The sequence below is a fragment of the Nonomuraea sp. MTCD27 genome, from assembly GCF_041950495.1.
Classification (GTDB): Bacteria; Actinomycetota; Actinomycetes; order Streptosporangiales; family Streptosporangiaceae; genus Nonomuraea.
In genome coordinates, this window is sequence record NZ_JBGNUW010000006.1 from 486,764 (window position 1) to 503,658 (window position 16,895).

Annotated in this window: 18 protein-coding genes; 10 read left to right on the forward strand and 8 right to left on the reverse strand. The window is 71.2% G+C overall.

Going from position 1 to position 16,895, the window contains the following annotated elements:
* Positions 1-45 precede the first annotated feature (45 nt).
* Both leuA and ddaH read right to left on the reverse strand, forming a co-directional pair.
* Positions 46-1,752: a 2-isopropylmalate synthase gene (gene leuA, locus ACBJ59_RS21115; RefSeq protein ID WP_375111919.1), complete on the reverse strand. Its 1,707-nt coding sequence runs from the start codon at positions 1,750-1,752 to the stop codon at positions 46-48.
* Between the two features lie 181 nt (positions 1,753-1,933).
* A complete protein-coding gene (gene ddaH, locus ACBJ59_RS21120; protein WP_375111920.1) occupies positions 1,934-2,680 on the reverse strand; it encodes a dimethylargininase in 747 nt (248 codons plus the stop codon).
* 38 nt (positions 2,681-2,718) lie between these two features.
* Between ddaH and ACBJ59_RS21125 the strand changes: the two genes are divergently transcribed.
* The 5 genes from ACBJ59_RS21125 to ACBJ59_RS21145 all read left to right on the forward strand — a co-directional run bounded on the left by ACBJ59_RS21125 (position 2,719) and on the right by ACBJ59_RS21145 (position 7,545).
* The gene (locus tag ACBJ59_RS21125) at positions 2,719-2,964 is read left to right on the forward strand and encodes a DUF2630 family protein (protein ID WP_375111921.1); all 246 of its coding nucleotides are present in this window, start codon (positions 2,719-2,721) and stop codon (positions 2,962-2,964) included.
* Positions 2,965-3,018: 54 nt separating this feature from the next.
* Positions 3,019-3,993 carry a GNAT family N-acetyltransferase gene (locus ACBJ59_RS21130; RefSeq protein WP_375111922.1) on the forward strand — a complete coding sequence of 325 codons (975 nt, stop codon included), beginning with the start codon at positions 3,019-3,021 and terminating at the stop codon, positions 3,991-3,993.
* Positions 3,994-4,234: 241 nt separating this feature from the next.
* Positions 4,235-5,548: an MFS transporter gene (locus ACBJ59_RS21135; protein ID WP_375111923.1), complete on the forward strand. Its 1,314-nt coding sequence runs from the start codon at positions 4,235-4,237 to the stop codon at positions 5,546-5,548.
* 9 nt (positions 5,549-5,557) lie between these two features.
* The gene (locus tag ACBJ59_RS21140) at positions 5,558-6,223 is read left to right on the forward strand and encodes a response regulator transcription factor (protein WP_375111924.1); all 666 of its coding nucleotides are present in this window, start codon (positions 5,558-5,560) and stop codon (positions 6,221-6,223) included.
* Positions 6,220-7,545 (forward strand): ATP-binding protein, encoded by a 1,326-nt coding sequence (locus tag ACBJ59_RS21145; RefSeq protein WP_375111925.1) that lies wholly within the window; start codon positions 6,220-6,222, stop codon positions 7,543-7,545. The genes ACBJ59_RS21140 and ACBJ59_RS21145 overlap by 4 nt, the downstream gene beginning before the upstream one ends.
* Here the strand turns inward: ACBJ59_RS21145 and ACBJ59_RS21150 are convergent.
* Positions 7,536-8,441 carry a TAXI family TRAP transporter solute-binding subunit gene (locus tag ACBJ59_RS21150; RefSeq protein ID WP_375111926.1) on the reverse strand — a complete coding sequence of 302 codons (906 nt, stop codon included), beginning with the start codon at positions 8,439-8,441 and terminating at the stop codon, positions 7,536-7,538. The genes ACBJ59_RS21145 and ACBJ59_RS21150 overlap by 10 nt on opposite strands.
* A gap of 26 nt (positions 8,442-8,467) precedes the next feature.
* Here ACBJ59_RS21150 and ACBJ59_RS21155 point away from each other — a divergent pair, with 26 nt between their 5' ends.
* Positions 8,468-9,190 (forward strand): Mut7-C RNAse domain-containing protein, encoded by a 723-nt coding sequence (locus tag ACBJ59_RS21155; protein WP_375111927.1) that lies wholly within the window; start codon positions 8,468-8,470, stop codon positions 9,188-9,190.
* On the opposite strand, the gene urtE is transcribed toward ACBJ59_RS21155, so the two are convergent.
* The 5 genes from urtE to urtA are packed head-to-tail and all read right to left on the reverse strand — an operon-like array spanning position 9,187 to position 13,671.
* Complete coding sequence (urtE, locus tag ACBJ59_RS21160) at positions 9,187-9,876, reverse strand: urea ABC transporter ATP-binding subunit UrtE (protein ID WP_375111928.1); 690 nt, start codon at positions 9,874-9,876, stop codon at positions 9,187-9,189. The genes ACBJ59_RS21155 and urtE overlap by 4 nt on opposite strands.
* On the reverse strand, positions 9,854-10,603 hold the full coding sequence (gene urtD / locus ACBJ59_RS21165; RefSeq protein WP_375111929.1) for an urea ABC transporter ATP-binding protein UrtD: 750 nt from the start codon (positions 10,601-10,603) through the stop codon (positions 9,854-9,856). The genes urtE and urtD overlap by 23 nt, the downstream gene beginning before the upstream one ends.
* Complete coding sequence (gene urtC / locus ACBJ59_RS21170; protein ID WP_375111930.1) at positions 10,587-11,618, reverse strand: urea ABC transporter permease subunit UrtC; 1,032 nt, start codon at positions 11,616-11,618, stop codon at positions 10,587-10,589. Before urtC ends, urtD begins: the two co-directional genes overlap by 17 nt.
* Positions 11,615-12,463 (reverse strand): urea ABC transporter permease subunit UrtB, encoded by an 849-nt coding sequence (urtB, locus tag ACBJ59_RS21175; RefSeq protein ID WP_375111931.1) that lies wholly within the window; start codon positions 12,461-12,463, stop codon positions 11,615-11,617. The genes urtC and urtB overlap by 4 nt, the downstream gene beginning before the upstream one ends.
* Entirely contained in the window at positions 12,463-13,671 is a 1,209-nt protein-coding gene (urtA, locus tag ACBJ59_RS21180; protein ID WP_375111932.1) for an urea ABC transporter substrate-binding protein, read from the reverse strand. Before urtA ends, urtB begins: the two co-directional genes overlap by 1 nt.
* 198 nt (positions 13,672-13,869) lie before the next feature.
* Here urtA and ACBJ59_RS21185 point away from each other — a divergent pair, with 198 nt between their 5' ends.
* The 4 genes from ACBJ59_RS21185 to ACBJ59_RS21200 are packed head-to-tail and all read left to right on the forward strand — an operon-like array spanning position 13,870 to position 16,886.
* A complete protein-coding gene (locus ACBJ59_RS21185) occupies positions 13,870-14,172 on the forward strand; it encodes an urease subunit gamma (RefSeq protein ID WP_364123473.1) in 303 nt (100 codons plus the stop codon).
* Positions 14,169-14,480, forward strand: a complete 312-nt coding sequence (locus tag ACBJ59_RS21190) for an urease subunit beta (protein ID WP_375111933.1) — start codon at positions 14,169-14,171, stop codon at positions 14,478-14,480. Before ACBJ59_RS21185 ends, ACBJ59_RS21190 begins: the two co-directional genes overlap by 4 nt.
* Positions 14,473-16,200 carry an urease subunit alpha gene (locus tag ACBJ59_RS21195; protein ID WP_364123469.1) on the forward strand — a complete coding sequence of 576 codons (1,728 nt, stop codon included), beginning with the start codon at positions 14,473-14,475 and terminating at the stop codon, positions 16,198-16,200. Before ACBJ59_RS21190 ends, ACBJ59_RS21195 begins: the two co-directional genes overlap by 8 nt.
* On the forward strand, positions 16,200-16,886 hold the full coding sequence (locus tag ACBJ59_RS21200; RefSeq protein ID WP_375111934.1) for an urease accessory protein UreF: 687 nt from the start codon (positions 16,200-16,202) through the stop codon (positions 16,884-16,886). Before ACBJ59_RS21195 ends, ACBJ59_RS21200 begins: the two co-directional genes overlap by 1 nt.
* Positions 16,887-16,895: the final 9 nt, after the last annotated feature.

A 16,895-nucleotide genomic window follows, 5' to 3' on the forward strand; every position in this document is an offset into this window, starting at 1 on the left:
CGTGATCAGACAGTGCGGGTGGAGGAGCAGGGACCGCTCACACCATCAGCGGGAAGCGCGGTTGACCGCGGAGATGATGGCCTTCAGGGAGGCCGTCGTGGTGTTGGCGTCGACGCCCACACCCCACAGCACCTTCCCGCCGATCTCGCACTCCAGGTAGGAGGCGGCCTTGGCATCGCTGCCGGCGCTCATCGCGTGCTCCACGTAGTCGAGGACCCGCGCCTGGATGCCGACCCCCGCGATGGCGTCGATGAACGCCGAGATGGGGCCGTTCCCGGTGCCCGCGATCTCGCGGATCTCACCGTCGACGCGTACGTCGGCGCTGATGCGGTCCTTGTCGTCCACCGTGGACTCGTGGCGGTGGGCCATGAGGCTCAGGCGGCCCCAGCGGTTGGCCGGGTTGGGCAGGTATTCGTCGCGGAAGATCTCGAACATGGCGGCCGGGCTGATCTCGCCGCCCTGCTCGTCGGTGCGGGCCTGGACGACCTTGGAGAACTCGATCTGCAGCCGGCGCGGCAGGTCGAGCTGGTGGTCGGCCTTCATGATGTAGGAGACCCCGCCCTTGCCCGACTGGCTGTTGACTCGGATGACGGCCTCGTAGGTGCGGCCGATGTCCTTCGGGTCGATGGGCAGGTAGGGGACGGCCCAGGTGAACTCGTCGACCGGCACGCCGGCGGTGGCCGCGTCGCGCTCGAGGTGCTCGAAGCCCTTCTTGATGGCGTCCTGGTGGGAGCCGGAGAAGGCGGTGTAGACCAGCTCGCCACCCCACGGGTGGCGCGGGTGCACGGGCAGCTGGTTGCAGTATTCGGTGACGCGGCGGATCTCGTCGATGTCACTGAAGTCGATCTCGGGGTCGACGCCCTGGGAGAACAGGTTCATCCCCAGCGTGACCAGGCACACGTTGCCGGTGCGCTCGCCGTTGCCGAACAGGCAGCCCTCGATGCGGTCGGCGCCGGCCATGTAGCCCAGCTCGGCGGCGGCCACGGCGCTGCCGCGGTCGTTGTGCGGGTGCAGCGACAGGACGATCGAGTCGCGGTGCTTGAGGTTGCGGTGCATCCACTCGATCTGGTCGGCGTAGATGTTGGGGGTGGCCATCTCGACCGTGGCCGGCAGGTTGATGATGACCTTGCGGTCGGGGGTGGGCTGCCACACCTCGTTGACCGCGTCGCACACCTCGACCGCGTATTCCAGCTCGGTGCCGGTGAACGACTCCGGCGAATACTGGAAGTAGACGTCCACGTCGGTGGCGTCGGCGAGCTTCTTGACCAGCTTGGCGCCCTCGACCGCGATGGCGGTGATGCCCTCTTTCTCCTGGCCGAACACGACGCGGCGCTGGAGGGTGGAGGTCGAGTTGTACAGGTGCACGATGGCCTGCTTGGCGCCCTCGATCGACTCGAAGGTGCGCTCGATCAGCTCCGGCCTGGCCTGCGTCAGCACCTGGATGGCCACGTCGTCGGGGATGCGGCCCTCTTCGATGATCTGCCGGATGAAATCGAAGTCGGTCTGCGAGGCGGCCGGGAAGCCCACCTCGATCTCCTTGTAGCCCATGCGTACCAGCAGCTCGAACATCTGGAGCTTGCGGTGGGAGTCCATCGGGTCGATCAGGGCCTGGTTGCCGTCGCGCAGGTCCACCGCGCACCAGCGGGGCGCCTTGGTGATGACCTGATCGGGCCAGGTGCGGTCGGTCAGCCGGATGGGTTCGAACGGCTGGTAACGATGGATCGGCATGCGGCTGGGCTGCTGGGCGGTCATGGCTGATGCTCCTCGTCGGTCTGCGGAAGAAAGCGGCCGACGCGCATGGCTCGCTCCGCGGCGAGGGAGCCGGCCTTAGAGGCCCCCGCCGCGGCAGCTAAGAAGGAGCCCGCGCAGCATGCCATGAACGCTACCAGACACCTCGGGATGCACCGCCCCGGATCTCAGATCCTGAGAAACATCAGTCCGCGATCAGGACGCTGAGACAGGTCACGCAACCCTCGAGCCGCTCGTACTCAGAAATATCCACCTTTGTCACGATAAATCCATGCTTTTCGAGCATGGCGGCGGTCTGCGGCGCCGACGCGGCCAGCAGGACGCGGTCGCCGCCCAGCGGCACCACGTGCGCCCCCGACTCCTCCTCCGGCACCAGCAGGCCGGGCAGGTCCACGCGGCGCGGGTCCCCGATGAGCGTCCCGTCGGGCAGCGCCGTCACCGCCGACTTCAGGTGCAGCACCCCGCTCATGTCCACGGGCACGACCCGGCGCTCGGGGAGCAGGGCGGTCAGCTGCGTGATGCCCTCGGCGCTGGTACGGGCGGACCTGCCCACGTATACGGTGGGGCCGGTCTGCAGCACGTCGCCGCCGTCCAGCGTGCCGGGCGGCGCGATCCTGACCGACCTCATGCCCAGCTCGCGTACGACCTCCGCCACCGACTCCACCTCGGGCCGCCGCTCCGGCGCGCCCGGCCTGGTCAGCACCGCCAGCCGCCTCGACACCACCACCGTGTCCTCGACGAACGGCCCGTCGGGCAGGTCGTCGGCGGGCGGCACGTACACGGGCCGCCACCCGGCGCCGGCCAGCGCCCGCACGTAGGCGTCGTGCTGTGCGGCGGCCCGTTCGCAGTCCACCGGCTCCCGCTCGATGTGGGTGACGATGCCCTCGGCGAGCCGCGGGCCGGGCTTCCTTACCAGCGCGATACCAGACATAGGGCGTGTTCTATCACGCAAGCATTAGAGTCTTGGGCATGCGGGACGACGAGATTCTCACCAGGATCAGTGCCCTGGTCACCGAGGAGCACGAGCTGCGCGACAGGCTCTCCGCCGGCCAGGTCACCTCCGACCAGGAGCACGAGCGCATCAAGGAGCTGGAGACGGCCCTCGACCAGTGCTGGGATCTGCTCAGGCAGCGCCGCGCCAGGCGCAGCGCGGGCGCTGACCCCGACGGCGCCGCCGCCCGCCCCGTCGGCGAGGTGGAGAACTACCGCCAGTGAGCGTGCCGTAAATTCGCTGGCAGGCGCCGGCCCGCGTACGTTTTGCTGGGGCGTATGCGCATCCAGCCGATCGATCTCGATCACCCGGGCGACCTCATCGAGGGCCTGTACGACGCGTTCGTGACCGGTAGCGCCGACGACCCGGGGCCCATGCTCTCCCTCCCCTGGTTCTCCTACCTGGTCAGGTCGGGCGGTCCGGGCGAGCGGTCCGAGGCGTGGGTGACGACGGAGGGCGGGAAGGTGGCCGGCGGCTACGCGCTGACCCTCCCCCAGCACGACAACACGCACATGGGCTGGCTGTTCCCCCTCGTGGTGCGGCCCGAGCGGCGCGGCGGGGGCCTGGGCTCGGCGCTGTTCGCGCACGCCCTCGACCGGATGCGCGCCCATGGCCGGACGCTGCTCCTGACCGAGACGCCCGCCACCGGCGTGGGCATCCGCTTCGCCACCGCGCGCGGGATGTCGGTCGCGCTCAAGGAGGCCCGCCGCACGCTCGACCTGCGTACGGCGGACTGGGCGGCGCTGGAGCGGATGCGGCCGGAGGTGGCCGGCTACCACCTGGAGCGCTGGGTCGGCCCGGCGGGCCCCGAGCTGCTGCCCGACCTGTCCACGCTGATGGGCGGCATGAACGACGCCCCGCGCGACGCGGACGTCGAGGACATGAACTTCTCCGTCGACCGCCTGCGCATCCGCGAGGAGTCCATCCCGGTCACCGGCCGCACCTGCTACACGGTGATCGCCCGGCGCACGTCCGACGGCGCCCCCGCCGGCTACACGCGCATCCTGCTCGACGCGGAGCGCTCCGACGGCTGGGGCCACCAGGCGGACACGACCGTGCTGCGCGAGCACCGGGGTCACCGCCTGGGGCTGCTCCTCAAGGTCGACAACCTGCTCTGGCTGCGGGAGCGGGAGCCCCACCTCGACCGGATCATCACCTGGAACGCCACGTCCAACGCCCACATGCTCGCCATCAACGAGGCCATGGGCTTCGAGCTCTTCGACGAGTGGAGCGAGTTGCGGCTGGAGGTGTAGTCGCCCCAGGCCATGACCTCGGCCCGTACACCCTGCTCGAAAGGCCGGGCGAGGGCGGCATGGGGGTCGGCGCTCGAACGCGCGCAGAATGCCAAGCCGCCGTTGCGTCGAGGTTAAGCACGCGTAAGAACCTCATGTTAAGCGGACGTTAGATCTGACCCCTGCTCCCTTGTCCGAACATCCTTCTGGCGTAAGGCTCTGACCAGCCACTACTCCCCCCAAGAGCCCCCGGAGGTGCTTCGTGAGCAAGGCACGCGTGCCATGGAAGGCCGTGATCGGCGGTTCCGTCGGCAACCTGGTCGAGTGGTACGACTGGTTTGTCTACAGCAGTTTCGCCGTCTATTTCGCCGCCGCCTTCTTCCCCGAGGGCAATGACACGGCGAAGCTGCTCAACACCGCCGCCATCTTCGCCGTCGGCTTCTTCATGCGCCCCCTCGGCGGCTGGCTGCTCGGCCGCTACGCCGACAGGAAGGGCCGCAAGGCGGCGCTCACGCTCACCGTCACGCTGATGTCGGCCAGCGCCCTGCTGATCGCGATCGCGCCCACGTACGAGGCGGTCGGCTACTTCGGCGCCCTGGTGCTGGTCGTGGCGCGCCTGCTGCAGGGCCTGTCGGTCGGCGGCGAGTACGCGGCCAGCGCCACCTACCTCACCGAGGCCACCCCGCGCGGCCGCCGCGGCTTCGCCTCCAGCTTCCAGTACGTCTCCATGACCGCCGGCCAGCTCGTCGGCCTCGGCCTGCAGATCATCCTGCAGAACACGATGTCCACGGAGGCCCTGAACTCCTACGGCTGGCGCATCCCGTTCGTGGTCGGCGCGGCGGCCGCGGCCGTCGTGTTCTACCTGCGCCGCAGCCTGCTGGAGACGGAGGCGTACGACGAGGAGGAGCGCGAGGACACGAGCGCCGGCCGCGGCACGATCGCGCAGCTGCTCACCCACAAGAGGGAGGCGCTGCTGGTCATCGCGCTGACGATGGGCGGCACGGTCGCGTACTACACCTACACCACCTACCTCACCAAATACCTGTCGAACACCGCCGGCCTGGCCAAGGAGACGGCCACGCTGGTGAGCTTCTGCGCGCTGTTCATCTTCATGTGCCTGCAGCCGCTGGCGGGGGCGCTGTCGGACCGGATCGGGCGGCGGCCGTTGCTGATCACGTTCGGGATCGGGTCGATGATCGGGACGGTGCCGCTCATGACCGCGCTCGGCGGCGTCAGCGGGTTCGGCGGCGGGCTGGTGCTCTCGCTCGCCGGGTTGCTCATCATCACCGGCTACACCTCGATCAACGCCGTGGTGAAGGCCGAGCTCTTCCCCACGAACGTGCGCGCCCTCGGCGTGGCGCTCCCCTACGCGATCGCGAACGCCCTGTTCGGCGGCACCGCCGAGTATGTGGCGCTGTGGTTCAAGGACAGCGGTATCGAATCCGGCTTCTTCTGGTACGTCTCCTGCTGCGCCGCGGTGTCCCTCGTCGTCTACCTCACCATGCGCGAGACCAGGGACGCGGCGCTCTCGCGGGCCGAGCGGGCCACGGCGGAATCGGTGCCCGCCCGCGTCTAACCTGGCGACATGCGGGTTCTCCTGGTCGAGGACGACGATCGGCTCGCCTCAGCGCTCACCACGGCCCTCGCCCGGCACGGCCACCAGGTCACCCGGGCGGGGCTGGCCGTCGACGCCCTCCGGCTGGCGGGGGGCGTCGACTTCGTCCTGCTGGACCTGGGCCTGCCCGACATGGACGGGCTCGACGTGCTGCGCCGCCTGCGCCGGGTGTCGGCGGTGCCGCTGATCGTGGTCACCGCCCGTACCGAGGAGCGCGAGGTGCTCCGCGGCCTGCGGTCGGGGGCCGACGACTACCTGGTCAAGCCGTTCCGCACGGTCGAGCTGATGGCCCGCATGGAGGCGGTGGTGCGGCGCGGCACCCGGCCGCGCCCGCCGCGCGACGACGTGGTGAGCGTCGGCGACGTGCGCATCGACCTGGAGTCCAGGCAGGTCACCGTCGCCGGGGAGGCGGTGACGCTGACGCGGCGGGAGTTCGACCTGCTGGCGCTGCTGGCGCGCGAGCCGGGCGTGGTGCGCGGCAGGGAGGAGATCCTCGACGAGGTCTGGGGCGACCCGCTGCTGTCGGCGTCCCGGTCGCTGGACGTGCACGTGGCCAACCTGCGCTCGAAGACCGGCCGTCCCGGGCTGGTGGAGACGCTGCGCGGGACCGGCTACCGGCTGGGCTCGACGGCGTGAACTCCCGGCTGGTGGTCACGTTCACGACGCTGATCGTGTTCCTGGTCGCGGCGCTGGCGGTGCCGCTGGGCCTGGCCTACGCCTCCCACCGTACGAACCGGCTGCTCCTCGACCGCCGCGCCGACGCCACCCGCTTCGCGGAGCTGGCCGACCATGCCGCGCGGGAGGGGGACCGGTCCGGGCTGCTGGCGGAGATCACGCGCTACGCCGACCTGTACGGCGCCGCCGTACGCGTGCGCGACCGCGACGGCTCCCTCCTCCTCACCGCCGGCCGCTTCGAGGCCGACGACCGCGACGCGCTGCGCCTGGCGCTGTCCGGCCGCACGACGGAGGACCTGCCCACGATCAGTCCGTTCGGACCGGCCACGGTGCTGCTCGCCGAGCCGGCCGGCCGGGACGCGCAGCTGTCCGGCGTGGTGCTGCTCCAGGCCCCGGCGGACCGCGCCCGGGTGGACGTGACGCTGGTGTGGGCGGCGCTGGCGCTGGGCGCGCTGGTCACGCTGGCCTACGCGGTGCTGGTGGCCAGACGGCTGGCCCGCTGGATCCTGCGGCCGGTCACCGAGCTCGACCGCACCACGCAGGCCATCGCGCAGGGCCGGATGGACGCGCGGGCGCATCCCGGCGTGGGCCCCTCGGAGCTGCGGCGGCTGGAGGTGCGCTTCAACGCGATGGCGGACGCGGTCGCGGGCGCGATGGAGCGGCAGCGGGCGTTCGTGGCCGACGCCTCCCACGAGCTGCGCACCCCGCTCACGGTGCTCGGGCTGCGGATGGAGAACCTGGAGCCGCACCTGCGCGTCGAGGGCACGGCCGAGTACGAGGAGGCGATGGCGGAGCTGGACCGGCTGGCGCTGCTGGTGGAGGACCTGCTGGCGCTCGCCAGGGTGGAGGCGGGCGCGGGGGTCGAGGGCAAGGAGATCGAGCTGGGGCCGCGGCTGGCGGCGTGGCGGGAGGTGTACGGGGCGAAGAGGGTGCGACTGGTGACCGACATTTCCGAAATGTCGGTCGTTCCCGAGGTAGCGGCCAGGATCGCCGACATAGCCCTCGACAACGCCCAGAAATTCGTGCCCCCGGGCGGCACGGTGACCGTCACGCTGGCCGACCGGCTGCTGCGGGTGGCCGACGACGGGCCGGGGCTGGGCGAGGAGGAGCGCGCGGAGGCACTGGGCCGCTTCTGGCGATCCGGCGCCCACGCGAACGTCCCGGGCAGCGGCCTGGGCCTGGCCATCGCCGCCGAACTGGCCAGATCATGCGGCGCCACGCTGCGCCTGCTCCCCGCCGAACCGCACGGGCTCGTGGTGGAGCTCCGGCTGCCTCAGCCGTAGGCGGTGCGGTAGTAGCGGGCCGCGCCCGCGTGCAGCGGCACGACACCGGTGCCGATGGCGTAACGCTCGTCCAGCCGCCCGCCGGGGGCCGACGGGGCCTGGAGGCGGTCACGGGCGCGGAAGAGCGTCTCGGTGATCGTGTACGCCAGGTCGGCCGGGAGCGAGGTCCGGCACATCAGGTAGCTGGGGGTGCCGATGGTCGGCACGGGCCTGGTGCCCCCGTAGGTGCCGGTGGGCACGGACGCGTCCTCGTACAAGGGGCCGAACACCCGCCGCAGCACCGGCACCAGCGGCTCCAGCGGCACGAGGCGGATGCCGCCGGCCTCGGCCAGCGCGGGCGTGGGCACGCCGCCCGACCAGAAGAACGCCTCGATCCGGCCGCTCCGCAGCGCCGCGACGGAGGCGTCCAGCTCCAGCCGGGCGATCTCGGGCGGCCGCTCCAGCCCGGCCGCGGCCAGCACGCGGGTGGCGGTCACCGCCGTGCCCGACCCCTCCACGCCGATGGACACGGCCCGCCCGGCCAGCTGTCGCACGGTGGCGATCTCGGAGCCGGCGGCGACGACCAGGTGCACGTAGTTCATGTACATCCGGGCCAGGGCGGAGACGGGCTGGTGGCGTACGCGTATCGCGTCGTCGGCGCTGTCGGCCAGCGCGAACCCCGCGTCCGCGCGCCCGTCGGCCATCATCGTGAGGTTCTGCACGCTGGCCGCGGTCCGCAGCACCCGCACCCTCAGCCCGCCACGCCGCAACTCCTCCGCCAGCCGGTCCCCGAACTGCCCGTACGGCCCGCCCGCCAGCCCCGTCGCCAGCCGCAGCTCCGGGAGCCCGCCGTCGCCCGCCGAGCACCCGCCCGCCAGCACGGCGAGCCCGAGGAAGGAGCGGCGCGATATGGACATGAATTAACGCTATCCGGTGGCACAGAATGGACAGCGTGACGACCGCACGCCTGCGCATCTCCCCAGAGCTGAGGATGTTCCTGCCCGTGAGCCGCCGCCAGGAGTGGCAGGAGGTGACCCCGGACGGCACCTCCACGCTCGGCCACCACGTCGAGTCGATCGGCGTCCCGCTGACGGAGGTCGGCCCCATGGTGGTGAACGGGCGGGGCGTGGCCCCGGCGTACCAGCTCGTGCCCGGCGACGTGGTCGAGGTGCACCCGGTCCCCCGGCCCCAGCAGCTGCCGGAGGAGCCGCGTTTCCTGCTCGACGTGCACCTGGGCACGCTGGCGCGGCGGCTGCGCCTGCTGGGCATCGACGCGGCCTACCACAACGACATGGACGACCCGGCGCTGGTGGTGCAGGCCAACGAGGAGCGGCGGGTGCTGCTCACCCAGGACCGCGGCCTGCTGCGCCGCCGAGCGCTGTGGCTGGGCGCGTACGTCCGCGGCTCTGCCCCCGCCGACCAGCTCCGCGACCTGCTCGAACGCTTCGCCCCGCCGCTGCGCCCGTGGACGCGCTGCACGGCCTGCAACGGCGAGCTGGCGCCCGTTCCGAAGGACGAGGTCGAGCCCCTGCTGGAGGCCGGCACCCGGCGCCACTACGACGCCTACGGCCGCTGCGCGACCTGCGGCCAGGTCTACTGGCACGGCGCGCACAGCGACCACCTGGAGGAGATCGTCCGGACGGCCCGCGCCTGGACGACCGCCTAGACGGCCAGCAGGCGGCGGACGTCCTCGCGGTGCAGTTCCTCGGCCGTCCCCGTGCGTACGACGTGCCCGCCGTCGAGGATGACGAAGGTGTCCGCCAGCCGCAGCGCGATATCCAGATACTGCTCCACCAGCAGCACGGCCAGCCCGGAGGCGTGCAGCCGCTCGATGGCCGCCTCGATCTCCAGGATGATCGACGGCTGGATGCCCTCGGTCGGCTCGTCGAGGATGAGCATCCTCGGCCTGGTCACCAGCGCGCGGGCCATGGCGAGCTGCTGCTGCTGGCCGCCCGACAGGTGCCCGGCGCTCCGCTTGAGCAGCGGCCTGAGCGCGGGGAAGACGTCCAGGGCCTCGTCGATGGCCGACCTGGGCTGCTTGGCGGCCTCCACGGTCACCAGCAGGTTGCCCATGACGGAGAGCTGGGGGAAGCACTGGTGGCCCTGGGGGACGTACCCCATGCCGAGGCGGACCCGCTCGTGCGGCTTGAGCCTGGTGACGTCGCGGCCGTCGAACGTCACCGTGCCCGCCGTGGGGGGCAGCACCCCCATGATCGTGTTGAGCAGCGTGGTCTTGCCGACCCCGTTGCGCCCCATGACGCACGCGAGTTGCCCGGGCTCGACCTCGAGCGAGACCCCGAACAGCACGCGGGCCCTCCCGTACCCCGACTCAAGGCCGGTTACCGACAGCATCGCTGGCCCTCCTCCCCAGATAGACCTCCTGCACGCGCGGGTCGGCGCTGACCTGGTCCACCGACCCCTCGACGAGCACCTTGCCCTCGTGCAGCACGGTCACCTTCGAGGCGTGCCGCCGCAGGAACTCCATGTCGTGCTCCACCACGATCACCGTGTGGTCGTCGGCGATCTGGGTGAGCAGCTCGCCCGTGCGCTCGCGTTCGTCCTTGGACATGCCGGCCACCGGCTCGTCCAGGAGCAGCAGTCTGGGCCGCTGCGCCAGCAGCATCCCGATCTCCAGCCACTGGCGCTGGCCGTGCGAGAGAACACCCGCTGAACGCTCGGCGAGCTCTTCGAGCCCGGTCCTGGCCAGGGCCTCCTCGACGGCCTCCGAGACGCCCCTGCGCCGCCTGGCCAGCGACCACAGCGGCTTGCGGAAGCTGGCGGCCAGGTCCAGGTTCTCGAGGACGGTGAGCGCCTCGAACACCACCGACGTCTGGAAGGTGCGCCCGATGCCGAGCCGGACGATCTGGTGCTCCTTCCGGCCGACCAAGGAGTGCTCGCCGAACCGCACGCTGCCCGCGGCCGGCCTGGTCAGGCCGGTGATGACGTCGATGAGCGTGGTCTTGCCGGCGCCGTTGGGCCCGATGAGGAAGCGGAGCTCGCCCTCGGGCACGGTCAGGTCCACGCCGTCGAGCGCGCGGAAGCCGTCGAACACCACTTGTACGTCACGTAGTTCGAGCACGCCGCAACCTCCCCAGGATGCCGGCGATCCCCTTCGGGGCCAGCGTCATGACCAGGATGAACAGGGCCCCCTGCAGGTAGAGCCAGCCGTCGGCGAACTGCTCGCTGAACGCCGTCTTGGCGTACCCCATGGCCACGGCCCCCAGCACGGCCCCGGCCAGCACGTGCCGCCCGCCCACGGCCACCGCGACGACGAGCTCCAGCGAGGGCACGACGCCGAGCAGCGCGGGCGAGATGATGCCGACGACCGGCACGAACAGGGCTCCGGCCAGCCCGGCCATGCCCGCCGAGGCGGCGAAGGTGACGGTCTTGACCAGGGCCGGGTCGTAGCCGAGGAAGCGCACCCGGTCCTCCCCGTCGCGCACGGCGACGAGCAGGCGGCCGTACCGGCTGTTCACGAGCAGCCGGGTGGCCAGGTAGAGCACCCCGAGCACGCTCGCCACCACCACGTAGAGCCCGCGCTGCGTGGAGTCCTCGGCGAGGTCCTGCCCGAACAGCTCGAAGAAGTTGGTCATGCCGTTGGTGCCGCCGGTCAGCCCCTGCTGGCCGACGAGCAGGATGACCATGGCGGCGGCCAGCGCCTGGGTGAGGATCGCGAAGTACGCCCCCCGCACCCGCTGCCGGAACACCAGCGTGCCCAGGATCAGCGCGAGCGCCACGGGCCCGAGCACCGCCATGCCGAGCGCGAAGACCGGGTTCGCGAACGGCACCCACAGGGCGGGCAGCTCCTCCACCCCGCTCCACACCATGAAGTCGGGCAGCCCGCCCCCGTCGGCGTATCCGGCCTCGGTGAGCTTGAGGTACATGGCCATGGCGTAGCCGCCGAGCCCGAAGAACACGCCCTGGCCGAGCGCGAGCATGCCGCCCTGCCCCCAGGCCAGCCCGATCCCGAGCGCGACGATCGCGTAGCACAGGTACTTGGCCAGCAGCCCCAGCCGGAACGGCTCCAGCAGCAGCGGCGCGGCCACCAGCGCGATCACGGCGATGGTCGCGAAGGGCAGATGTCGCTTGATCATGTGAGCACCCTCGACCTCAGCACGAACATGCCCTGCGGCCGTATCTGCAGGAAGGCGATGATCACGGCGAACACGATCACCTTGGCCAGCGACGCGTCCGACCAGAACTCGGCGTAGGAGTTCAGCAGGCCGAGGCCGATGGCCGCGAGCACCGCCCCGCGCAGCTGCCCGAGCCCGCCGGCCACGACGACCAGGAACGCGTCCACGATGTAGTACGTCCCGAGCGCGGGCCCGACGGGCCCGATGAGCGTCAGGGCCACCCCGGCCACGCCCGCCAGCCCCGACCCGATGAAGAACGTCAGCATGTCCACCCGGCCGGTGTCGATCCCGCTGGTGGCGGCGAGCTGCCGGTTCTGCACCACGGCCTGGGTCCGGCGGCCGAGCCCGGTACGCGTGAGGTAGACCCAGACCGCCACCACGCCGGCCACCGCGAGCCCCATGATGAACATCCGGTTGTAGGGCAGGATGCCCACCCCTCCCGACAGCCAGGAGGGGGCGGTCACCTGCACGTTCGGGGCGCCGAACAGGTCGCGGGCGAGCTGCTGCAGCACCAGGCTGACGCCCCAGGTGAGCAGCAGCGTGTCCAGCGGCCGGCCGTAGAAGTGCCTGATCGCGGCGCGCTCCAGGACGAGTCCCATGACCCCGGCGACCAGGAACGCCACCGGCAGCGCCAGCACCAGGTCCCGCACCAGGAACGCGGTGTAGGCACCCGCCATGATGAACTCGCCGTGCGCCATGTTGATCACGCCCATCTGCCCGAACGTGAACGTCAGGCCGAGCGCGATGAGCAGCAGCACCGCCCCGATCGACAGCCCGATGGGGAGCTGGTTGACAAAGGCCGACATCACTGCCCCGCGGACAGGCTGCTCGCCCAGGGGTAGCCCTTGAGGTACGGGTCCGGCTTGATCGGTTTGCCGGAGTCCCAGACCTGCTTGATCAGGCCGTCCGGCTGGATGATGCCGATGCGGGCGGTCTTGTACATGTGCTGGTTCTCACCGTCGATGGTGACCAGGCCCTCGGGGCGTTCGAGCGCGATGCCCGGCGCCGCCTTCTTGACCGCCTCGACCTCGGTCGTGCCCGCCTTCTTGACCGCCTCGGCCCACAGGTAGACGGCGTTGTAGCCGGCCTCCATGGGGTCGCTGGTGACCTTGTTCTGCCCGTACTTGGCCTTGTACGCCTTGACGAAGGCCTCGTTGGCCGGCGTCTCGGTGGTCTGGTAGTAGTTCCAGGCGACGGGGTGGCCCACGATGTTGTCCACGCCGATGCCGGTGACCTCCTCCTCGGCGATGCTCACCGACAGGACGGGCATGCTCTCGGCCGTGGCTCCCGCGCTCTTGAGCTGCTTGAAGAAGGCGACGTTGCTGTCGCCGTTCAGGGTGTTGAAGACGGCGTCCGGCTTGGCCTGGACGACCTTGTTGACCAGCGTGGAGTATTCGGTGTGGCCCAGCGGCGTGTACTCCTCGCCGAGGATCTCCATCCCGTTCGCCGCCGCGTACGCCTTGATGATCTTGTTCGCGGTCCGCGGGAAGACGTAGTCGCTGCCGACCAGGAACACCTTCTTCTTGCCCTGCTCCTTCAGGTAGTCCAGGCCGGGGATGATCTGCTGGTTGGTGGTGGCGCCGGTGTAGAAGATGTACGGCGAGCTCTCCAGCCCCTCGTACTGCACCGGATACCACAGCAGCGCCTTGTACCGTTCGAAGACCGGCAGCATCGCCTTCCTGCTGGCCGAGGTCCACCCGCCGAAGACGGTGGCGACCTTGTCCTGCCGGATGAGCTTGGTGGCCTTCTCCGCGAACGTGGGCCAGTCGGACGCGCCGTCCTCCACGACGGGGACGAGCTTCTTGCCGAGCACGCCGCCGGCCTTGTTGATCTCGTCGATCGCGAGCAGCTCGGCGTCGCGCACGGTGACCTCGCTGATGGCCATCGTGCCGCTGAGGGAGTGCAGGAGGCCGACCTTGATCTCGTTGGACTCGGCGGCGGGTTCGGCGCCGGATCCGCAGGCCGCGAGGGCTAAGACGAGGAGCGCGGAGACAATCGGGCTGGAGATGCGCACAGCCGTTCCTTCCTGCCGACCAGTTCTGCGAGAAAGGTGACTCCGCGACATTTCGCTGGAAGATCCCGTACGTTAATTGGCGATTGCCAAACGTTCACAAATGCACAAAACCCGTCATGTCGTTATTCACCAAGTGGCGAAACCAACACGACATCCCCCGGCAACAGCGAGGAAACGGCCGGTTCCTATGGTCCGGCCATGCGGCTTACCTCACACGAGCAGGAGCGGCTGCTCATCCACGTCGCCGCCGGGGTGGCACGAGAGCGCCAGTCCCGGGGCCTTCGGCTCAACCACCCCGAGGCTACCGCCATCATCGCGTCGTTCCTCATGGAGGGCGCCAGGGACGGTCGCACGGTGGCCGACCTGATGGAGGCCGGGCGCTCGGTGCTCGGCCGGGCCGACGTCATGGAGGGCGTACCGGAGATGCTGGACAGCGTGCAGATCGAGGCCACCTTCCCCGACGGCACGAAGCTGGTCACCGTGCACAGGCCGATCCCGTGATCCCCGGCGAATACGTGCACCCCGAGGGGTCGATCGCGCTCAACCCCGGGCGCGAGCGGGTGACGGTGCGCGTGGTCAACACCGCCGACCGGCCGGTGCAGGTGGGCTCGCACTACCACTTCGCCGCGGCCAACCCGGGGCTGGAGTTCGACCGGAAGGCGGCCTGGGGGATGCGGCTCGACGTGCCCGCCGGCACGGCCGTCAGGTTCGAGCCGGGCGTCGAGCGCGACGTGACGCTGGTGCCGCTGGCCGGCCACCGGGTGGTGCCGGGCCTGCGGCCCGAGTGGGCGGGGCCGCTCGATGACTGACGGAGCTCGCATCTCGCGCGCCCGCTACGCGGCGCTCTACGGGCCTACGACCGGCGACCGGATCCGCCTGGCCGACACCGACCTGTTCGTGGAGGTCACCGAGGACCTGTCCATGGGCCCGGCCGGGCCCGGCGACGAGGCCGTCTTCGGCGGCGGCAAGGTCATCCGCGAGTCCATGGGCCAGGCCAGGACCACCCGGGCCGAGGGCGCGGCCGACCTGGTCATCACCGGCGCGGTGATCCTCGACCATTGGGGCGTGGTGAAGGCCGACGTCGGCATCCGCGACGGCCGCATCTTCGCCATCGGCAAGGCGGGCAACCCCGACACGATGGACGGCGTGGACCTGGTCATCGGGCCGTCCACGGAGGTGCTCGCGGGCAACGGCAAGATCCTCACCGCCGGGGCCGTCGACTCGCACGTGCACCTGATCTGCCCGCAGCTCCTCGACGAGGCGATCGGGTCCGGTGTCACCACGATCGTCGGGGGCGGCACCGGGCCGGTCGAGGGCACCAAGGCCACCACCGTCACCGGGACCTGGTATCTGGCCCGGATGCTGGAGTCGCTCGACTCCTACCCGCTGAACTTCGCGCTGCTCGGCAAGGGCAACACCGTGAGCACCGACGGCCTGCTCGAACAGCTCAGGGCCGGGGCCTCCGGCTTCAAGCTGCACGAGGACTGGGGCACCACGCCGGCCGCCATCGACGCCTGCCTGAGCGTGGCCGACGCCTCCGGCGTGCAGGTCACCATCCACACCGACACGCTGAACGAGGCCGGCTTCGTCGAGTCGACGCTCAAGGCCATCGGCGACCGGATGATCCACGCGTACCACACCGAAGGGGCGGGCGGCGGGCACGCCCCCGACATCATCCGCGTGGCGGCCTACCCCAACGTGCTCCCCTCCTCCACCAATCCCACCAGGCCGCACACCGTCAACACGCTCGACGAGCACCTCGACATGCTGATGGTCTGCCACCACCTCAACCCGTCGATCCCCGAGGACCTGGCCTTCGCCGAGTCGCGCATCCGGCCGACGACGATGGCCGCCGAGGACGTGCTGCACGACATGGGGGCGATCTCGATGATCGGCTCCGACTCGCAGGCCATGGGCCGGATCGGCGAGACGATCATCCGTACGTGGCAGACCGCGCACGTGATGAAGGCCCGCCGCGGCTCGCTCGGCGATGTGGCGGCGGGCCCGGCCGACAACCTCCGCGCCCGCCGCTACATCGCCAAATACACGATCTGCCCGGCCATCGCCCACGGCCTGGACGCCGAGGTGGGCTCCGTCGAGCGCGGCAAGCTCGCCGACCTCGTCCTGTGGGACCCGGCCTTCTTCGGGGTCAAGCCCGACCTGGTGCTCAAGGGCGGCGTGGTGGCCTGGGCCCAGATGGGCGACGCCAACGCCTCGATCCCGACGCCGCAGCCGGTGCTGCCCCGGCCCATGTTCGGCGCCTCGCCGGTCACGGCGGCGGCCACCTCGCTGCACTTCGTCTCGCCCCTCGCCCTCGAGGCGGGGATCGCGGACCGGCTGGCGGTCCGGCGTCGCCTGGCGCCGGTCGAGGACGTACGGCGGAGGGGGAAGTCGTCGATGCCGCTCAACGACGCGCTGCCGCGGATCGAGGTGTCGCCCGACACGTTCGAGGTCCGGGTCGACGGCACCCTCATCGAACCGGCCCCCGCCACCACCCTGCCCATGGCCCAGCGGTACTTCCTGTTCTGATGCATCCCGCCCTGCTGCTCCTCACCGACTCCCGCCTCCCGGCCGGCGGGCACGCCCACTCGGGCGGCACGGAACGCGCCATCGTCTCGGGGGCGGTGCACGACGTGCCGTCCCTGGCGTCGTTCCTGCGCGGCCGACTGCACACCGCGGGCGCGGTCACCGCGGCCCTGACGGCGGCGGCCTGCGCCGAGGCCGCTCAGAACGCCACGCCCGCCGGCTGGACGGCGCTGGACGCCGAGGTGGACGCCAGGACCGCCGCCCCCGCGCAGCGGGACGCCTCCCGCACGCAGGGCAGGCTGCTGCTCCGGGTCGCCCGCCGGGTGTGGCCCTCGCCGGTGCTGCACGAGCTGGCCCGGGCCACGCCGAGCCCTCATCATCCGATCGCCCTCGGCGCCGCCGCACACGCCGCCGGGGCCACGCCGGAGGAGGCCGCGCTCGCGGCGGCGTACCACGCGGTCAGCGGGCCGGCCACGGCGGCGGTCCGGCTCCTGGGCCTCGACCCGGTGGCCGTGCACGCCCTGTTGGCCGGTCTCAGCTCCGACCTCACCGCCGTCGCCGCGCAGTCCTGCCTGGCCCTGACCACTCCGGGTCCCCGCTGGGAGACCCTGCCCGCGTACTCAGCCCCCGCGCTGGACCTTCTCGCCGAGCAACACGCCCAGGCCGAGGTCCGGCTCTTCGTCTCCTGAGGAAGGAAC